Genomic DNA, 16,888 nt, shown 5'->3' with positions numbered 1-16,888 from the left:
GACCTGTGTTGCTCTCCGGTTCTCGGCGGGTTACTTTCTGGGAGCGCTCCCATTGACGGATGTCTCTCTCCCTCTCCCCGGAAGGAAATTCCGTGTCCCCCACATCCCCCCGACGGCGGCTGACCACCGCCGTACTCGCCGCCGCCTGCGCCACCGCAGCCGCCGGCGCCTGGGCCCTGGCCGGCGGCACCGCCTCGGCCGGCACCATCAGCGGTGCCCTCTACCGCGATCCCGACACCGCCGTAGCCCGCTGGGTGACGGCCAACCCCAACGACTCCCGTACGGCCGTGATCCGCGACAAGGTCGCCAGCCAGCCGGCCTCGCGGTGGCTGTCGAACTTCAACCTCGGCACCGTCCAGGCGGAGGTCGCGGGCTACGTCGGCGCGGCCAACGCGGTCGGCCAGCTCCCGCAGCTCACCCTCTACGGCATCCCCAACCGGGACTGCGGCGGCGCCAGCGCGGGCGGCGCTCCCGACCTGGCCACCTACCAGACCTGGATCGGCAACATCGCCCGCGGCCTGGGCGGTTCCACCGTGCTGATCCTTCTGGAACCCGACTCCATCGCGTTGCAGACCTGTCTGAGCAGCAGTGAGAAGTCCGCCCGCGACGCGGCACTGCGCACCGCCACCCAGACGCTCAAGGCCGCCAACCCGAACGCGAAGGTCTACCTGGACGCCGGCCACTCGGCCTGGAACACCGCCGCCGACCAGGCCGGCCGGCTGGTAGCGGCCGGCGTGGCCGTAGCGGACGGCTTCTACACCAACGTCTCGAACTTCCAGCCGACCGCGAGCGAGGCCAACTACGGCCGCTCGATCCTGTCGTCCCTGTCCGGCCAGGGCGTCTCCGGCAAACGCCAGGTCATCGACACGAGCCGCAACGGCGGCGCGGCCGGCGACTGGTGCGGCGACGACAACACCGACCGCCGGATCGGCGCCTATCCGACGACCGCGACCAACGACGCCAACATCGACGCGTACCTGTGGGTGAAGCCTCCGGGCGAGGCCGACGGCTGCGCCTACGCGGCCGGTTCGTTCCAGCCCAACCTGGCCTACAGCCTGGCCGGCTCAGCCCCGAACCCGCCGACCACCACCCCGCCCACGACGGCCCCCACCACGGCCCCGACGACGGCCCCGACGACGGCGCCGACCACCGCTCCCACCACCGCGCCGACGACGGCGCCGACCACCGCTCCGACCACCCCGCCGGTCGGCGCCGGTTGCGCCGCGACCTACCAGACCACCAGTTCGTGGTCGGGCGGCTTCCAGGGCCAGGTCACGATCAAGGCCGGCAGCAGCGCGATCGCCGGCTGGACCGCCACCTGGACGCTGGCCAGCGGCCAGACCATCACCCAGGCGTGGAACGGCGAACTGTCCACCTCCGGCTCGGCGGTAACGGTCCGCAACGTCTCTTGGAACGGCGCCCTGGCCGCGGGTGGCACCGCCCAGTTCGGCTTCCTGGCCAACGGAACCGCCACCACCCCCACCATCACCTGCACGTCCCGCTGACCGGTTCGGGCCCGGTCGCGCGGCCGGGCCCGAACCCCAGCGCTTGTTTGGTTCCGCACTCGCCGCACCGATCGGCTCGCGCCGGAACCGGTGGTTCTGGCCGGAAAGAAAGATCCCTTTTCGGTACGCGCCGGACCGCTCCCGTGGCACTCAGTCCCGGCGGGTGCAGCTCACCCTCCGCGCGCCCGCTACGGGCGGTTCCGGCCCAAGACCTCAACCCCCACCCGCTCCGCCGGCGGGCGCCGGCTCACCCCGCCGGCCAGGACAAAACCAGCCTGTTCGACAGTTTGCACTGCTTACCCATACGCACTGCTCTGCGTACCTCGGGTAAGCGCCAGACGGACCACTCCAGGCGGCAGGGGCGTTTCGCGGGTTTTGCCCCTTCCGTGCGGGCCGGTTCCGCATCCGGGTCTCCCGGCCCCACTCCGGCTCGCAGACCTTGAAGACTTACCGCTGGGACCCAACAGGAGCCCTGCAAGATCGCGCCGACTCTCGCTCGCAGCCGTAGATATATCCGGCATGTCCGGCTTTCCGGCGGGGCGCGTCTCGTGCTCTCGCGGCGCTGCCCACAAGGCGGGACCGGACCCCCGCGATACGGGACGCCGGCCCGGGGATCTGACGCGGTGGCCGTCATGCGGGAGTCGCCGGTTTCGGCGGCGGCGTTGGCGTCGCCGCCGCCCGGTTCCCGTGGGGTCCGCCCGGTCTGGAACGGGCCTGAACTCGCGCGCTTACCGGAGGTGCGCAGAGCAGCGCGTATTGGTGAGCAAAGCAAAGCCCCCGCGGGGTGGGTGCCCGGTTGCGCGAGAGACGCGGCACGTGCCGGTGTTGCACGCTGCTTGCGCGGTGGCGGCGATCGGGGGTAATTGCGGTTGTCGACGGTGTCGCCCGTACCGGCAAAGGGTTTGTTTCTCGGGACCCTGATCCTGAAATGTGCCTAGACCGGGATGGCGAGGATGCTGCCCTCGGTGGCGGCTCGGCGGGCGTGTTCGAAGAAGTCGGGGGCGGCGCAGGCGAAGACTGTGTTGCCACCCGGGCCGCCTACGGCGCAGGCGTAGACCGGCGTTCCGGGGCTTAGTTCGTCGGTGATTTTGCCGTCGACCAGGCGCAGTAGGCGGGCGCCGATCGCGTCGGCTATCCACAGGCCGCCGTCGGCGTCCAGGGCGGAACCGTCGGGGGCCACTACCAGTTGCGGCATGACCTTTTCGAACTCGCGCTCGGTCGGCACCGGGCCGAACTCGGCCCACACCCGGCGGTTGGTCAGCTCGCCGGCCGGGGTCAGGTCGAAGGCGGTCACCCGGTTGCCGAAGGTCTCGTTGACCAGGAGGACGTTGTCGTCGGTGCGGACCACGCCGTTGGGGAACCACAGGTCGGTGGCTACCTCGGTGACGGTGCCGTCCGGGTCCACCCGGTGCAGGGACGCCGCGGCCAGCGGCGCGCCGCCCATCAGGTCGAAGCCGAAGTTGCCGACGAACGCCCGGCCGGACGCGTCGACCACCATGTCGTTCAGGTGGCCGGTGGCATGGTTGCCCAGGTCGGCATGGACCGCGAGGGAGCCGTCGGGCTCCCGGCGGAGGATTTTCCGGTCGCGCATCGAGACCACCAGCAGGCGGCCGTCGGGCAGCCAGCCCAGGCCGGACGGCTGTTCCGGGACGGTGGCTTCGACCCGCAGGTCGGAGCCGTCCGCGCGGATCGACCGGACCAGGCCGGCGTAGAAATCGGAGAACCAGAGACGATCTTCGTGCCAGCGTGGGGCCTCGGCGAAGTGAAGCCCGGCAACGACGGTAGACGGATCCGCGACCATGGAGATCCTCCTCACAAGTGAACGCATAGTCACCGCGTCGAGGCCCTGCTGTCAAGGCCGTGGGGCGGCGAGACATCGATGGGTGCGGCTATGCTGCCCGCCGAAAGATCCATTCATGGGGGAGTTTAGTTGTCTCGTCGTTTTCGCGGCATCCTGCCGCTTGCTTTGATGACCGTCACCGTGCTGGCCGCCGGCTGCAATGACAAGCCGTCGAGCACGCCGGAGGCCGCCGCCCCGGCCACCAGTGCCGCCACCGCCGACGCAGCGTCGCCGGCCGCGTCGCCCACGCCGGCCGGGCCGACCAAGAACGAGGTCTGCACCAACGTCACGAAGATCGTGATCGACGGCAGTGTGCAGATCGCCGACAACGCGGTGAAGTCCATCGATGAGCGGTGGACCACCAAACAGGTCAACGAGCACCTGCGCGCGAGCTTCGGCGACATGGCCAAGAAGGTGCAGGCGCAGGCGTCCGAGGTGGCCGACCCGGAGCTGAAGGCGGCCGTCGAGAAGACCGCCGCCGAGCTGGCCGAGGGCGCCAAGTCCACCAAGCCGGACACCTTCCTGGCCAAGGACTTCCAGACCCTCAGCAAGGACCTGGACAAGAGCTGCGCGAGCTGAGTTCTAGAACGCCGGCCGGAGCCTTCGCTCCGGCCGGCGTCCGTGTGTCAGGAGATGTTCGATTGTGGTCCGGCATAGGTGCGGACCAATGACGGTACGGCGGAAGCAGCGTCCAGCGTGTACGCGTAGAAGCTGCTCGGCGTGAACGCGGAACCGAGCGTCTCCTGTTTGCCACTGCAGCCCACCAGCACACTGCCGGACTGCTTGAGCTGGGCCGTCGAGTCGGGGTAGTAGGGGTTCACCACGTTCTCGAAGTAGCTGTTCTCGATCACCATCTTGGTGGCACCACGTGAGTAGTTGCCGTATGACGTGACATTTTGCAAGTAGTTGTTATACAGATGTGCGTACAACAGATTGTCAGCACTTGGGTTTCGCTGGTTGCTGTTGTAGATCCAGTTGTGGTGGATGGTCATCCGGGCGAGCACGTTGTCGGTCCAGCCGATGCCGAACGTCTTGTTGTGGTTGCCCATCTGGTTCCACGACACGGTCACGTAATTGGTGTCCTTGCGGCTGTCGATATAGCCGTCGTTGATGTTGGTGAACGTGTTGTGGTCGATCCACACGTGGTCGGCGGTGTCCATCTGGATGCCGTCGTAGTCGAAGTCCTTGTCGTCGGGGTCGTCCGAGGCCACCGCGGTGTCGCCGATGGTCAGGTTCCGGATGATGACGTTCTTGACGCCCACGCCCAGGAAGAAGCCGCCGGCCTTGATCCGGCCGGTGGTGCCGACCCCGATGATGGTTTTGTTGGACGTGACCGGGATTTCGTACCCGTAGGTCGGGACGGTGATGGTTCCGCTGACTTTCACGACGTACGCCGCACTGGCTGTTGCGTATTTCAGCAGGTCGGCATAAGTGGTGACGGTGACCGTCGTGCCGCCCGCACCACCGGTGGTTCCGGCGGCGAAGCCGTCGGCCGTGTTGGACCACGTGCGTCCGCCGATAGCGGTGAATGCCCACTGCTTGTTGGTGTTGGCGGTGCAGGTCTCCTGAATGATCGCCGCGCCGGAGGCGGTGGAAGCGTCCTTGTCGGAGATGCACAGCCCGCTGTTGACGTTGACGATCTGGTAGGTGCCGGAACCGCTGGCGACCAGCGACCAGTTCTGGTTGGCCTGCGAGGCGACGCAGGTGTACTGCTGCAACTGTGTGCCGGAAGTGGTGGACCAGTCCGGCACGTCGACGCATTTACCACTGTTGACGTTGACCAGCAGGTAGTTCGAGCCGCTCGCGGTCAGCGTGAACTGCTGCCACTTCGCACCGTCGGTGCAGCCCCACTGTTGTAGAAGTGCGCCGTTGGCGGTCGACGCGCTCGGGACGTCGACGCACATCCCGCTCTTGGTGACCTTCAGTTGATAGGCCGCGCCGGTGGCGGGTGCGGCGTACGCAGTTGTAGAACTCCCGACCAGGGTGGCGGTTGCCAGCAGCACGAGTACTAGAAGTCTCCTCATAGCGGGTTCCATCCATCCGTGCCGGCGAGGTATTTCTGCGGGGTGTAGCTGGCCGCGGTCGAGTCGGACATCTGCGGCCGGTTGCTGTTGGTGGTCGCGCCCGAGCCGGTGTTCTTGTATTCGAAGAAGCGGGCGTTCTTCCACGAGTTGCTGGACATGTCGATCCACGGCTGGGCGGTCGCGAGCGTCGCGCTCAGCGACGACTCCCGGTAGAGCACCTGTGCGTCGGCACCCCACGGCCGGCCCAACTGGGTGGTGTTGCTGGTCGCGCCGGTGATCGTGCACTTGTAGAACAGGAAGCCGTAGGTGACCGCCGCGTCCGTCTTGGCCGCGGTGATCGGGCCGCCGGTCGAGCGCTTCTCGTAGATCGAGGAAGCGTTGAAGACCGCGGTGCCGCCGCCGAAGATGAAGTCGACGGTGCCCTCGACGTAGGAGCTGACGTAGTAGGACCGGTAGGCGTTGACCAGCAGGGTGTCCTGGGCGCCGAGGAAGCGGACGTTGTTGAACACCGACTTGTCGGCGTTGACGTTGACCGCGACCGCCTGGCTGCCTTCGCCGTAGTCGTTGGACAGGGTGATGTTGGTGGCGGCGAAGTCGTGGCCGTTGACGAAGACCGTCGCGCTGCCGGACGTGCCGTAACCGCCGGCCGAGCTGTGGTTGTTCACGATCACCGTCTGCGACGCCGAGGAGCCGAGGCCCTGCAGCGTGACGTACGGCTTGGTGGACGGGATCGTCACGATCTCCCGGTAGGTGCCGGCCTTGATCGTGATGACCCGCCGGGTGGTGTTGCCGGTGGGCACGGCGTCGATCGCGGCCTGAACCGTCGTGTACTGCCCGGTGCCGTCGGACGCGACGACCGCGGCCGCGCTCGGCCCGGTGACGAACGCCCACTGCTTGTTCGAGTTCGCCGTACACGTCTCCTGAATGATTGCTGTTCCGGAGGACGTCGAAGCGTCCTTGTCGGAGATGCACAACCCGCTGTTGACGTTGACGATCTGGTACGTGCCAGAGCCGCTGGCGACCAGCGACCAGTTCTGGTTGGCCTGCGACGCGACGCAGGTGTACTGCTGCAGTTGGGCACCGGAAGTTGTGGACCAGTCGGGGACGTCGACGCATTTACCGCTGTTGACGTTGACCAGCAGGTAGTTCGAGCCGCTCGCGGTCAGCGTGAACTGCTGCCATTTCGAGTTGTCGGTGCAGCCCCATTGCTGCAGCAGAGCACCGTTGGCGGTCGAGGCACCGGGGACGTCGATGCAGAGACCGCTCTTGGTGACCTTCAGTTGATAGGCGACACCCGTTGCTGGGGCGGCGGCTGCCGGGGAGGACAGCGCGATCACGGCGCTGGGTATCAGCAGCGCCAGGATCGCCAGAAGCAGACCTTTCCTTCCCATGAGTGGGTCCTTTCGTTCGAGCCGCCCGGTGGCAGGCGGCCGACGCATGAGTTACCGGAGTCCGGTCGTGGCGATGCCCTTCACCAGGTATTTCTGGCCGGCGATGAAGAAGCCGATCACCGGGGCGAGGGAGACGAACGACATCGCGAACATCTCGCCCCATTGGCTCTGACCCTCGGAATCCATGAACTGCCGCAGGGCCAGCGGCACCGTGTAGAGCTGCGGATCGGTGAGGTAGAGCAGCGGTTCGAAGAACTCGTTCCACACCGCGATGAAAGTGAAGATGGCCGTGGTGGCGAATGCCGGAAGACACAACGGCATGATGACTTTCCAGAACGTACGGAACGGTCCGCAGCCGTCGATCCGGGCCGCGTCGTCCAGTTCGGTCGGCAGCGACCGCATGAACTGCACCATCAGAAAGATGTAGAACCCGTTGGTGGCCAGAAAGTGCGGAACCAGCAGCGGATAGTACGTATTGAGCCAGCCCAGCTTGTCGAACAGCACGTACCGGGGGATCACCAGCACGTGGCCGGGCAGCATCATGGTGCCGAGCATCAGTGCGAAGAACAGCTTGCGACCGGTAAACCGAAGACGGGCGAAGGCGTACGCCGCGAGCGAGCAGGACACCAGGTTGCCGAGGATGCTCAGCGTCACGATGATCGCCGAGTTCATCAGGTAGATCTCGAACGACTCGGGCAGCGCGACCCAGCCTCGGGCGTAGTTGTCCAGGGCCCAGGCGTGCGGCCACAGTCCCTCGTCGGTGAAGACCGTGTCGCTCGGCTTCAGCGAGCTGGAGACCAGCCAGAGCAGCGGGTACATCATCAGGGCGCCGATCGCGGTCAGCCCGATGTGCCGCAGGAAGCGGGGGCTAGTTCTCATAGAAGACCCAATAACGGGCGGCCAGGAAGTTGACCGCGGTGAATCCGCCGATGATCACCAGCAGCAGCCACGCCATCGACGACGCGTAGCCCATGTCCAGCTCTCCGAACCCCTTTTGATAGAGGTAGAGGTTGGAGAACAACGTCGATTCGGCCGGCCCGCCGGTGCCGCCACTCATCACGTAGCCCTGGGTGAACGTCTGGAACGACGCGATCATCGACTGCACCAGGTTGAAGAAGATGATCGGGCTGAGCAGCGGCAACGTGACCGAGCGGAACTGCCGCCAGGCCGAGGCGCCGTCCATCGCGGCGGCCTCGTAATACATCACCGGGATCTGCTTCAGCCCGGCCAGGAAGATCACCATCGGGGCGCCGAACGTCCACACGTGCAGCAGGATCAGGGTGCTCAGCGCGAAGTGCGGATCGGACGTCCAGCCCGGCCCCTGGATGCCGAACCAGCCGAGGAACCGGTTGACCACACCCTGATAGCCGAACAGGTAACGCCACAGCATGACGATCGCGACGCTGCTGCCCAGCAGCGACGGCAGGTAGTAGACGCTGCGGTAGATGGACAATCCCCGTACGCCCCGCTGCAGGACCATCGCGACCGCGAGGGCCGCAGCGAGCGACAGTGGCACCGAGACCAGCGTGTAGATCGCGGTGACCCGCAGCGACTGATGCAGCGTGGCGTCGCCGATCATCTCCCGGATGTTGTCCCAGCCGGACCAGCGCGGGGCGGTGAGCAGGTTGTAATCGGTGAAGGCGAGGTAGAGCGAGACCGCGAACGGCCCGACGGTGAAGACAATGCCGATCAGCCAGGGGAGCAGGAAAAGGTAGGCGGCCCGGTCCGGCCGCCTCTTCCGCTTTTTCGGTACGGCGGTGCGCAGCGCTGGTGGCTTGGTCAGGAGGACGGTCACGCCGTGAGCGCCTTCGTGGCCTCGCCGACGAACTGGGTGGCGGCGGCGGCCGGGGTCTTGCGGCCGAACTCCACCTCGGTGCTTATCGTCTTGAGAATGTTGGTGAGCTTGCTGGCCCCGATCGGATACGAGTACGACGCCGGCAGCTTCTCGTTCTGCAACTCGGTCAGGTAAGTGGTAGCTCGCTGGTCGTCGGGTTCTAGAACTGGCGCGATCGCGGCGGCCACCTTCTGGCTCGCCGGCACGCCCCGGGTGGTGCCCGCCGCCTTCGCCCCGGCCTCGTCGTTGACCAGGAAGTTCAGCAGGGTCAGCGCCTCCTGCGGGTGCTTCGACTTGGCCGCCACCGACCACAGCGCCGGGGTGTCGATCGACTGGCCGCGCCGAGTGCCCTGGGTCTCGCCGGGCATCCGCAGCAGCTGCAGCTGACCACCGCAGACCTTGTTGTAGTTGAGGAAGTTGTTGGTCGGGATGATCTGCGACGCGATCGACTTCTTGGCCAGGTAGGACTGGGCGGGGGAGGCGCCACCGTTCGGGTCGATGAACCCGGCCGGCGGGAAGCCCTTGTCGGCCCGCATCTTCTGCACCATCGCGAACCACTCGGTGACGGTGGCCGCGGTGACGCCCAGTTTGCCGTCGGCGGTGTAGAAGTCCTCGCCGTGCTGGCGGGTGAAGACGATCAGGTTGGCGATCGTCCACGTCTCGAAGTTCGTCCCGTACACCTTGCCGGCGCTGGCCGTGGTGACCTGGGTGGCGAACGCGGCCAGGTCGGGCCACGACCAGGTGTTACCGTCCGGGATCTTTACGCCGTACTTGTCGGTGAGGGCCTTGTCGACGACGTAGCCGACGGTGTTCAGCCCGGAGGGCACCCCGAAGTTCTGCTGCCCGACCACGCCGAGGGCTCGCGCCGCGTCGGTGAGGCCGGACAGGTCGAGCTTGCCGCCCTGCTGGGCGAGATCTAGAAGTGCGCCGCGGCCCGCGTACTCGCGGAGGCTGTCGACGCGCATCGCCATCAGGTCCGGCGGATCGCCGGCCGCGAAGCGGGTGACCAGCTTGTCCTTGTACGGCGCCGAGTCCTGGTACTCGGTGCGTACGTGGATCTCCGGGTGGGCGCTCTGGAACAGGTCGAGGGCCGCCTGGGTCTTCGCGGCCCGGGCCGAGTCGCCCCACCAGACCATGTTCAGCTCGACCGTGTCGCCTTTCTTGTCGCTGCCGCCGCCGAACCCGCGTCCGCAGGCGGGCAGGGTGGCGGCCAGCCCGGCCAGGCCCGCGATCTTCAGCGCCCCGCGCCGGTTCACAGTGTTCACGATGGATCCCTTCGTCAATTTGTTTCAGTGTTTTATCTATCGAGTACCGTCCATGTCAACAGGTCTCCCACCTCGATGTATTCAGGTAACGCTAATTTGTTACAGACATTGACGTAACTCTCTCGGCGCGGGTAGCTTGACCGACCATGTCGTCCGTGAACCTGACCTGCGCCGGGCGGGTGGTCGCCCGCTACGTGTGGGATCCGGACCTGCCGCCCGCCGTCTCGCCGCGGCCCTACCTGCACCCGGTGACGACCCTGGCCGGCACCACCGTCACCGGCTTCATGCCGGCCGACCACCAGCACCACCTCGGCGCGAGCGTGGCGATCCCGGTGCTCAACCAGGCCAACTTCTGGGGCGGGCGCACCTATGTGGCCGGTCAGGGGTCGATGCGCCTGGACAACCACGGCCGCCAGCAGCACGCGCAGTGGCTGCACCGCTCCGGGGACCGCCTGGTCCAGGAGATCTGCTGGGTCGGCCGCGACGGTGCGCCACTGGCCCGCGAGGTGCGATCACTGTCGGTGCGGGCGGTCGGCGACACGTCGTGGTTGCTGCGGGTGGGCTACGCACTCAGCGGGATCGACGGCCGGGCTCTGGTGATCGACAGCCCCGGTGCCCGGGGCCGGGCCGGCGCGGGGTACGGCGGGTTCTTCTGGCGCGCTCCGGCGGGCCTCACGCAGGTCCGGGCGTACGGTGCGGCCGGCGACCCGCACGGCAGCCGCGAACCGTGGGTGGTACTTACCGGCAGCGGCCCGGAATCCGAATCCGCCGCGTGGACCCTGGTCTTCCGGACCGGCGCGCACGCCGACCCGTGGTTCGTGCGGGCCTCCGACTACGCCGGGGTGTGCTCGGCGATCGCCTGGGACCGCCCGGTCACGGTCGCGGCAGGGGGTGTCCTCACCCGGCGACTGTCCGTCCTGGTCGCCGACGGCCCACCCACCGACCGCATCCTCACCGAGGCGGACGCCCAGTGACCAGCGTGTGGACCGCCGACACCGGGGACGGCGGCTATCGCAACCCGGTGTTGTTCGGGGACTGGTCGGACCCCGATGTGGTGCGGGTCGGGCGGGACTTCTACCTGATCGCGTCCAGCTTCAATCGGGTGCCGGGGCTGCCGGTTCTGCACTCCACCGACCTGGTGAACTGGCGGCTCGTCGGGCACGCGCTGCAACGGCTCGTGCCGGAGGCCGTTTATGCCACGCCCCGGCACGGGTGCGGGGTGTGGGCGCCGGCGCTGCGGCACCACGCCGGGCGGTTCTGGATCGTCTACCCCGACCCGGATCACGGCATCTACGTCACCACGGCGGTCGATCCGCGCGGGCCGTGGACGCCGCCGCGGCTGGTCCTGGCCGGGCGGGGACTGATCGACCCGTGCCCGCTGTGGGACGACGACGGGAACGCCTACCTTGTGCACGCGTGGGCGAAGAGCCGATGTGGTTTCAACAACCGGCTCACCGCGTACCGGATGACGCCGGACCTGACCCGCCCGCTGGACACCGGCATGGTCCTGGTGGATGGCGAAGCCATCCCCGGCTGCTACACCCTCGAAGGGCCGAAGTGGTACCGGCGCGACGGCTGGTACTGGATCTTCGCGCCGGCCGGCGGGGTCGCGAACGGCTGGCAGTACGCGATGCGCTCGCGCAGCGTCCTCGGCCGCTACGAGCCGCGGGTCGTGCTGGCCCAGGGCGCCACCGAGATCAACGGGCCGCACCAGGGCGCGTGGGTGGACGACTGGTTCGTGCACTTCCAGGACCGAGGCGCCTACGGCCGGGTGGTCCACCTGCAACCGGTGACCACGGACGACGACGGCTGGCCGGTGATCGGGGACCGGGGTGCCCCAGTTTTGCACCACCGCAAACCGCTGCAGGGCGGCCCGGTGTGCGCCCCACCGAGCGGCGACCGGTTTACCGGCGGGGTGCCCGGCCCGCAGTGGACCTGGCCGGCCAACCCCCAGCCGGGCTGGCTGCTGCCGCGGGGCGGCGGGCTTCGGATGGCTTGCGTGCCGTGGCCGTCGGGGGATCTGCGGGACGTGCCCAACGTGCTCGGGCAGCGGCTGCCGGGGCCGCGCTTCCGGGCCGAGACCACGCTGCGCCTGGACGCGCCGGCCGGCTCACGCGCCGGGGTGGTGGTGCGCGGCAAGGCCTACGCCTGGATCGGCCTCGACCACCAAACCGGCGGAACCTTCCTCGTCTGCCGGACTGCCGACGCCCCCGACGGGCCCGAACGCGACCTGGTGCCGCCGGTCGCCGTCTCCGGTGACGCCGAGGTCCGCCTCACCGTGACCGTCACCGACGACGCGGTCGCCCATTTCGCAGCTGAGCCTGCCGAGCCGGCTGATCGCGCCGGGCCGGCTGAACGTGTCGGGCGCGCTGGGCTGGGCGCGTCCGTTCAGGCGTCCTTCTCCGCCGTCGTGGGCGGATGGATCGGCGCCACCCTCGGCCTGTTCGCCACCGCCCGGCCCGGGGTCGGTGGCGGGCAGGCCGAGTTCTCACCGTTCTGCATCAGTGGGATCAGCGATGTAGAACTCCTGCCGCTGAGTTCCAGGGAGGGCTCATGAAACTTCTAGCCGTTCTCCTCGCCGTGTCCGGTCTTGTGGCGCCGGCCCACCATCCGGCGGCCGGCGTCCGGGCTTCTGACGTCCGGGCTTCTGACGTCTGGGCCGGCCAGCCCGTTGGCTTCGCCGCCGGAACCACCGGCGGGAGCGGGGGAGCGGTGGTGCGGGCGACCACTCTGGCCGAGCTGCGGAACTATGCGGCGGCCGCCGAACCGCTGACCATCCAGGTCGCCGGGAGCATCCGGGTGGACCCGTTCGGGGACATGATCCGGGTGGGGTCGGACAAGACCATCGCCGGGTACGGGACGGGCGCGGAACTCGTCGGCGGCGGGCTGTTCCTGCCCGGGTCGCATAACGTGATCATCCGGAACCTGACGATCCGGGACTCCTACATTCCTGGGGACTTCGACGGCAAGAACGCGGACAACGACAACGACGGCATTCGCCTCGACACCGCTGACCACGTCTGGATCGACCACAACCTGATCGAGCGGGTCGGCGACGGCGGCATCGACATCCGCAAGGACTCCGACCACATCACGCTGTCCTGGAACATCATCAGCGACATCAACAAGGCGCTCGGCGTCGGCTGGACCGCCAACGTGGTCACCCGGCTCACCGCGCACCACAACTGGATCCGCAACACCGTGCAGCGCAACTGGAGTCTCGACAACACCCTGGCCGCACACCTCTACAACAATTACCTGAGCGATGTAGCTCAGTACGGGACGATGGCCCGCAACTACGCCCGGGTGGTGGTGGAGGACAGCACGTTCGAGCACGTCAACGACCCGCTGGTGGTGCTGTCGCCGACGGCGGAACTGGTGGAGCGGCACAATCGCTTCAGCGCGACCTCCGGTCGCATCGACACTCGGGGAGCCGCGTTCGATCCGGCGAGCTTCTACCCGTACGCGTCGGAGCCGGCTGAGGTCGCGGCGCGGAACACGCGGCAGTTCGCCGGACCGCATCGGCGGGCCGCGGTCACTCCCCGGACGATCACCGTGGCCCTCGACGGGTCCGGTGACTACGGCAGCCTGCTCGCGGCCCTCGGCGCCGTGCGCGACGCCGACGGTCCGGTGACCATCGCGGTCGGGCCGGGCGTCTTCCGGGAGATCGTGCGAGCGTGGCCGACCCGAGTGCCGGTGACCGTGACCGGCACCGGGGAGACGGTGCTCACCTACGACCTCGCGCCGGACGGGGTGAAGTTCTACGGCGGCACCTGGGGAGTCGACGGCGCTGCGACACTCGGGTTGCTCGGCGGCTTCGTGAAGATCCGCGGCTTGACCGTCGCCGGCAGCGTGGCGGTGCGGGTCGCCGGGGACCGGGCCGTGCTCGACCGGGTTCGCGTCGACGGCGGCTTCCAAGCCGACGGCGGCCGCACCCACCTGCGCGAATGCACCCTCGCCGGGCGGGCCGCCGGTCCCGCCATAGCGGTCTTCGACCGGTGCACGGTGCTGACCGACTCGCCCGGCACGATCGCCTCGGCCGCCACCCCGGACCGGCAGAAGTACGGATTCCTGTTCACCCGGTGCGTCTTCGGCGGGGCCGCGCCGGCCGGAACCGTGCGCCTCGGCGAGTCCGGCCAGATCGTCGTGCGCGACTCGGTGCTCGGCGCGCAGATCGCCGCCGCGCCCTGGGCCGGCCCGGGGCGGTTCGCCGAGTACCGCAATCGCGGGCCCGGCGCCGGAACCGGCCCCGACCGGCCGCAACTGACCGCCGCGCAGGCAAGTTCGTTCACCGCCGCGGCCTACCTGCGGTAGGTGGCTATCCTGCTGGCGTACGGATTCCCTGGCCCGGAGGCACGCGTGACCGGTGACGCCCCAGCAGTCCTGCGTGTCGCCGACCGGACCGTCGCCGAATACGCCTGGCAGCCCGACCTGCCCGTCGGGCTCTCGCCGCGGCCCTACCTGCATCCCGTGCGCACGCTCGGCGGGCAGGTCGTCACCGAGCTGATGCCGCCGTCGCACCGCCACCACCTCGGCGTCAGCGTGGCGATCGCCGAGGTCGACGGCGGGAACTTCTGGGGCGGCCGCACCTTCACCCCCGAACACGGACCGGCCTGGCTCGACAACCAGGGGACCCAGCGGCACGTGCGCTGGCTGCGGCGCGACGACGCCGATCTGCGCGAGGCGCTGCGCTGGGACACCTTCGACGGGGCGTCGCTGCTGGCCGAGCGGCGCACCATCGCGGCCCGGCCGCTCGACGACACCGCCTGGGCCCTCGACTTCACCTTCACCCTGGCCAACGTCGCCGAACGGGACCTGCCGATCCGCAGCCCGGCCACCCACGGGAGGGCCGGCGCCGGCTACGGCGGGTTCTTCTGGCGGGCCCCCTCGGCCGGGCCGTCCCGGGTCTCCGGCGACGTGCACGGCCGCTCCGCGCCTTGGATGTCGGTCGAGTCGGCCGGGTGGACGCTGGTCTTCGTGGCCGGGGACGCCGCCACCCGGAACGACCGCTGGTTCGTGCGCACCCGCGACTACCTGGGCGTCGGCTCGGCGCTGGCCTGGGACGCGCCGCTGGTGCTGAGCGCCGGCGCGTCGCTGACCCGGCGGGTGGTCACCGTGGTCGCGGACGGTTCGCTGTCCGAGGCGCGCGCCGCCGCGTACGCCGGGCAGTTGGTTTCATGACGAGGCCGGTGCATCGGGTGGCGCCGGCCACCGACACCCCCGTACGGCAGGAAAGCCTGCGCGCCCACAACCTCTCCCTGACCTTCCGGCAGATCGTCGGCGCCCCGGCGCCGATCTCCCGGATCGAGCTGGCCGTCGCGACCGGCCTGACCCGGCCGACCATCACCCGGATCGTCGACGAGTTGCTGGCCGGCGGCCTGATCGTCGAGGCCGCGCCGTCCCGCTCCGGCAACAGCGGCCGCCCCCGGGTCGGCCTCAGCCTCGCCCCGACCGGCCCGGCCGGGCTCGGCCTGGACATTCGGGTCGACGCCCTGTCGGCCTGCGTGGTCGACCTGACCGGAACCGTGCGGCACCTGGCCTTCGCCGCACGCCCGCCGGCCGCGGCCGACGCGCTGGCCCGGCTGGCCGAGATGGGCCGGGCCGCGATGGCGGCGGCCGCCGCCGAAGATCTGACCGTCGTGGGTACGACGTTAGCCGCCCCCGGCCCGGTCGAGAACGCCAGCGTCGTGCGCTTCGCACCGGTGCTGGGCTGGCGGGATGTCGACGCCGGCGCGGCGCTGCGGCCGGCGCTGGGCGAGGTAACGGTGGACCACGACGCCGGCCTGGCCGCGCTCGGCGAGCTGTATGCGAGTGCTCCCGCGCTGCGCAATTTTGTATGTGTCAGCGGAGAGTTCGACATCGGCGCCGGGATAGTTCTAGAAGGCTCACTGCTGCGGGGCGCTCGCGGCTGGAGCGGTTCACTCGGGCACGTGGCGGTGACCGCCGACGGCCCGGAGTGCGCCTGCGGCGCCACCGGCTGCCTGCAGCACTACGCCGGCCTACAGCAGATCCTCGGCGCGTCCCCCGCCTCTGCGGCGCCTGCGGGCGGCCCGGCAACCGCCTCGGTTCCGGTGCTGGCACCGGCCGTGGCCATCGACACCCTGGTCTCCTCGGGCGACACCGCGACCCTCGCCGCCCTGGAGCGAGCCGGCACGGCGCTGGGCGTGGCCCTCTCGGCCCTGGTCAACATCATCGACGTGGACACCGTCCTGCTGGGCGGCAGCTATTCGCTGCTGGCCTCCTGGCTGATCGAGGGCGTCGAACGCGAGCTGAACCGGCGCGTTCTGACCGCGAGCTGGGCCCCGGTGTCGGTCCGCCCGGCCCCGCTGGGCCCGGACGCGGCGGTGATCGGCGCCGCCCTGAGCGCGATAGACCGGGTCCGCCAGGACCCAAACTCCTGGCTCGCTCGCGCCTGATCCCGGCCGCGGCGTATCAGGGCTCGGCCGGCTCCCAGAGCAGGAGCTGGCGGTGGTGGCTGAAGCCGTTGCGCAGGTAGAAGTCGATCGCCCGGCGGCCGGAGTGGACGGTTACGTGCAGCAGACCCCGGGCGCGGGCCTCGGCCAGGATCGCGGCCATCAGGGCAGCACCGATGCCCTGGTTGCGCCACTCCTCGCGGACCATGACCGACTGGACGTCGCCGTATCGCCGGTCCAGCGACCCGTTGCCGGGCACGCGTTCGGCAACGAGCAGCCAGGCCGACCCGACGACGTACCCGTCGGCCTCCGCGACGAACGGCAGGTGCGTCTCGGCATGGCCGGCCACCCAGCCGGCATACGCCGCGAGTTGTTCCGGCCCGATGCCCCGCAGCTCCGCGAGCGCCGCCGCATCCGCGACGCCGGCCCTCCGCACGATCACCAGGCGGAGTCTAGGCACCTTTCGCGCTCGAGGCCCGACGCCCCGCAGCACCGATCGGCGCGCCTGTTTCCCCGGAGCTGCCTTCCCCCGCGAGGGCCGGCTTCGGAAACTGGCAGCTTTGCCCGGAAAGAACAGATCCTCTTCCGTACGCCGCCGGTCCGCTCCCGTGGCACT

14 protein-coding genes are annotated in these 16,888 nt (G+C 69.3%); 7 read left to right on the top strand and 7 right to left on the bottom strand.

Translation table 11 applies throughout. From position 1 onward, the window contains the following. Positions 1-92 precede the first annotated feature (92 nt). Positions 93-1,505, top strand: a complete 1,413-nt coding sequence (locus tag Ate02nite_RS17945) for a glycoside hydrolase family 6 protein (protein WP_438871219.1) — start codon at positions 93-95, stop codon at positions 1,503-1,505. Positions 1,506-2,439: 934 nt separating this feature from the next. Here Ate02nite_RS17945 and Ate02nite_RS17940 read toward each other — a convergent pair. Beyond that, a complete protein-coding gene (locus tag Ate02nite_RS17940; protein WP_203806914.1) occupies positions 2,440-3,306 on the bottom strand; it encodes an SMP-30/gluconolactonase/LRE family protein in 867 nt (288 codons plus the stop codon). A 129-nt stretch (positions 3,307-3,435) separates the two neighbouring features. Between Ate02nite_RS17940 and Ate02nite_RS17935 the strand changes: the two genes are divergently transcribed. After that, entirely contained in the window at positions 3,436-3,924 is a 489-nt protein-coding gene (locus Ate02nite_RS17935; protein WP_203806912.1) for a hypothetical protein, read from the top strand. Between the two features lie 47 nt (positions 3,925-3,971). On the opposite strand, the gene Ate02nite_RS17930 is transcribed toward Ate02nite_RS17935, so the two are convergent. The 5 genes from Ate02nite_RS17930 to Ate02nite_RS17910 are packed head-to-tail and all read right to left on the bottom strand — an operon-like array spanning position 3,972 to position 9,859. Next, a complete protein-coding gene (locus Ate02nite_RS17930; protein ID WP_203806910.1) occupies positions 3,972-5,369 on the bottom strand; it encodes a ricin-type beta-trefoil lectin domain protein in 1,398 nt (465 codons plus the stop codon). Next, positions 5,366-6,760, bottom strand: coding sequence for a pectinesterase family protein (locus Ate02nite_RS17925; RefSeq protein ID WP_239147496.1), 1,395 nt, complete (start codon positions 6,758-6,760; stop codon positions 5,366-5,368). Before Ate02nite_RS17925 ends, Ate02nite_RS17930 begins: the two co-directional genes overlap by 4 nt. A gap of 51 nt (positions 6,761-6,811) precedes the next feature. Beyond that, positions 6,812-7,639 (bottom strand): carbohydrate ABC transporter permease, encoded by an 828-nt coding sequence (locus tag Ate02nite_RS17920; protein WP_203806906.1) that lies wholly within the window; start codon positions 7,637-7,639, stop codon positions 6,812-6,814. Continuing rightward, positions 7,629-8,555: a carbohydrate ABC transporter permease gene (locus tag Ate02nite_RS17915; protein ID WP_203806904.1), complete on the bottom strand. Its 927-nt coding sequence runs from the start codon at positions 8,553-8,555 to the stop codon at positions 7,629-7,631. The genes Ate02nite_RS17920 and Ate02nite_RS17915 overlap by 11 nt, the downstream gene beginning before the upstream one ends. Further along, positions 8,552-9,859 carry an ABC transporter substrate-binding protein gene (locus Ate02nite_RS17910; RefSeq protein ID WP_203806902.1) on the bottom strand — a complete coding sequence of 436 codons (1,308 nt, stop codon included), beginning with the start codon at positions 9,857-9,859 and terminating at the stop codon, positions 8,552-8,554. Before Ate02nite_RS17910 ends, Ate02nite_RS17915 begins: the two co-directional genes overlap by 4 nt. Positions 9,860-10,005: 146 nt before the next feature. On the opposite strand from Ate02nite_RS17910, the gene Ate02nite_RS17905 reads away from it, so the two are divergent. The 5 genes from Ate02nite_RS17905 to Ate02nite_RS17885 are packed head-to-tail and all read left to right on the top strand — an operon-like array spanning position 10,006 to position 16,275. After that, positions 10,006-10,833, top strand: a complete 828-nt coding sequence (locus Ate02nite_RS17905; RefSeq protein ID WP_203806900.1) for a DUF6807 domain-containing protein — start codon at positions 10,006-10,008, stop codon at positions 10,831-10,833. Then, entirely contained in the window at positions 10,830-12,416 is a 1,587-nt protein-coding gene (locus tag Ate02nite_RS17900; protein ID WP_203806898.1) for a glycoside hydrolase family 43 protein, read from the top strand. The genes Ate02nite_RS17905 and Ate02nite_RS17900 overlap by 4 nt, the downstream gene beginning before the upstream one ends. Continuing rightward, positions 12,413-14,173 (top strand): pectinesterase family protein, encoded by a 1,761-nt coding sequence (locus Ate02nite_RS17895; RefSeq protein ID WP_203806896.1) that lies wholly within the window; start codon positions 12,413-12,415, stop codon positions 14,171-14,173. Before Ate02nite_RS17900 ends, Ate02nite_RS17895 begins: the two co-directional genes overlap by 4 nt. Before the next feature lie 45 nt (positions 14,174-14,218). Further along, positions 14,219-15,040: a DUF6807 domain-containing protein gene (locus Ate02nite_RS17890; RefSeq protein WP_203806894.1), complete on the top strand. Its 822-nt coding sequence runs from the start codon at positions 14,219-14,221 to the stop codon at positions 15,038-15,040. Continuing rightward, entirely contained in the window at positions 15,037-16,275 is a 1,239-nt protein-coding gene (locus Ate02nite_RS17885) for an ROK family transcriptional regulator (protein ID WP_203806892.1), read from the top strand. Before Ate02nite_RS17890 ends, Ate02nite_RS17885 begins: the two co-directional genes overlap by 4 nt. Before the next feature lie 16 nt (positions 16,276-16,291). On the opposite strand, the gene Ate02nite_RS17880 is transcribed toward Ate02nite_RS17885, so the two are convergent. Beyond that, complete coding sequence (locus Ate02nite_RS17880; RefSeq protein WP_203806890.1) at positions 16,292-16,714, bottom strand: GNAT family N-acetyltransferase; 423 nt, start codon at positions 16,712-16,714, stop codon at positions 16,292-16,294. Between the last annotated feature and the right edge of the window lie 174 nt (positions 16,715-16,888).

This window comes from Paractinoplanes tereljensis (assembly GCF_016862435.1).
Classification (GTDB): domain Bacteria; phylum Actinomycetota; class Actinomycetes; order Mycobacteriales; family Micromonosporaceae; genus Actinoplanes; species Actinoplanes tereljensis.
The sequence above is the reverse complement of the archived record's forward strand: the minus strand, read 5'-3'. Positions and strand labels throughout refer to the sequence as shown.

Excerpts from the sequence above, each read along its gene's own strand:
- Ate02nite_RS17885 (WP_203806892.1), top strand. The coding sequence starts at position 15,037 with ATGACGAGGCCGGTGCATCGGGTGGCGCCGGCCACCGACACCCCCGTA.
- Ate02nite_RS17925 (WP_239147496.1), bottom strand. The coding sequence starts at position 6,760 with ATGGGAAGGAAAGGTCTGCTTCTGGCGATCCTGGCGCTGCTGATACCC.
- Ate02nite_RS17920 (WP_203806906.1), bottom strand. The coding sequence starts at position 7,639 with ATGAGAACTAGCCCCCGCTTCCTGCGGCACATCGGGCTGACCGCGATC.
- Ate02nite_RS17940 (WP_203806914.1), bottom strand. The coding sequence starts at position 3,306 with ATGGTCGCGGATCCGTCTACCGTCGTTGCCGGGCTTCACTTCGCCGAG.
- Ate02nite_RS17905 (WP_203806900.1), top strand. The coding sequence starts at position 10,006 with ATGTCGTCCGTGAACCTGACCTGCGCCGGGCGGGTGGTCGCCCGCTAC.
- Ate02nite_RS17930 (WP_203806910.1), bottom strand. The coding sequence starts at position 5,369 with ATGAGGAGACTTCTAGTACTCGTGCTGCTGGCAACCGCCACCCTGGTC.
- Ate02nite_RS17895 (WP_203806896.1), top strand. The coding sequence starts at position 12,413 with ATGAAACTTCTAGCCGTTCTCCTCGCCGTGTCCGGTCTTGTGGCGCCG.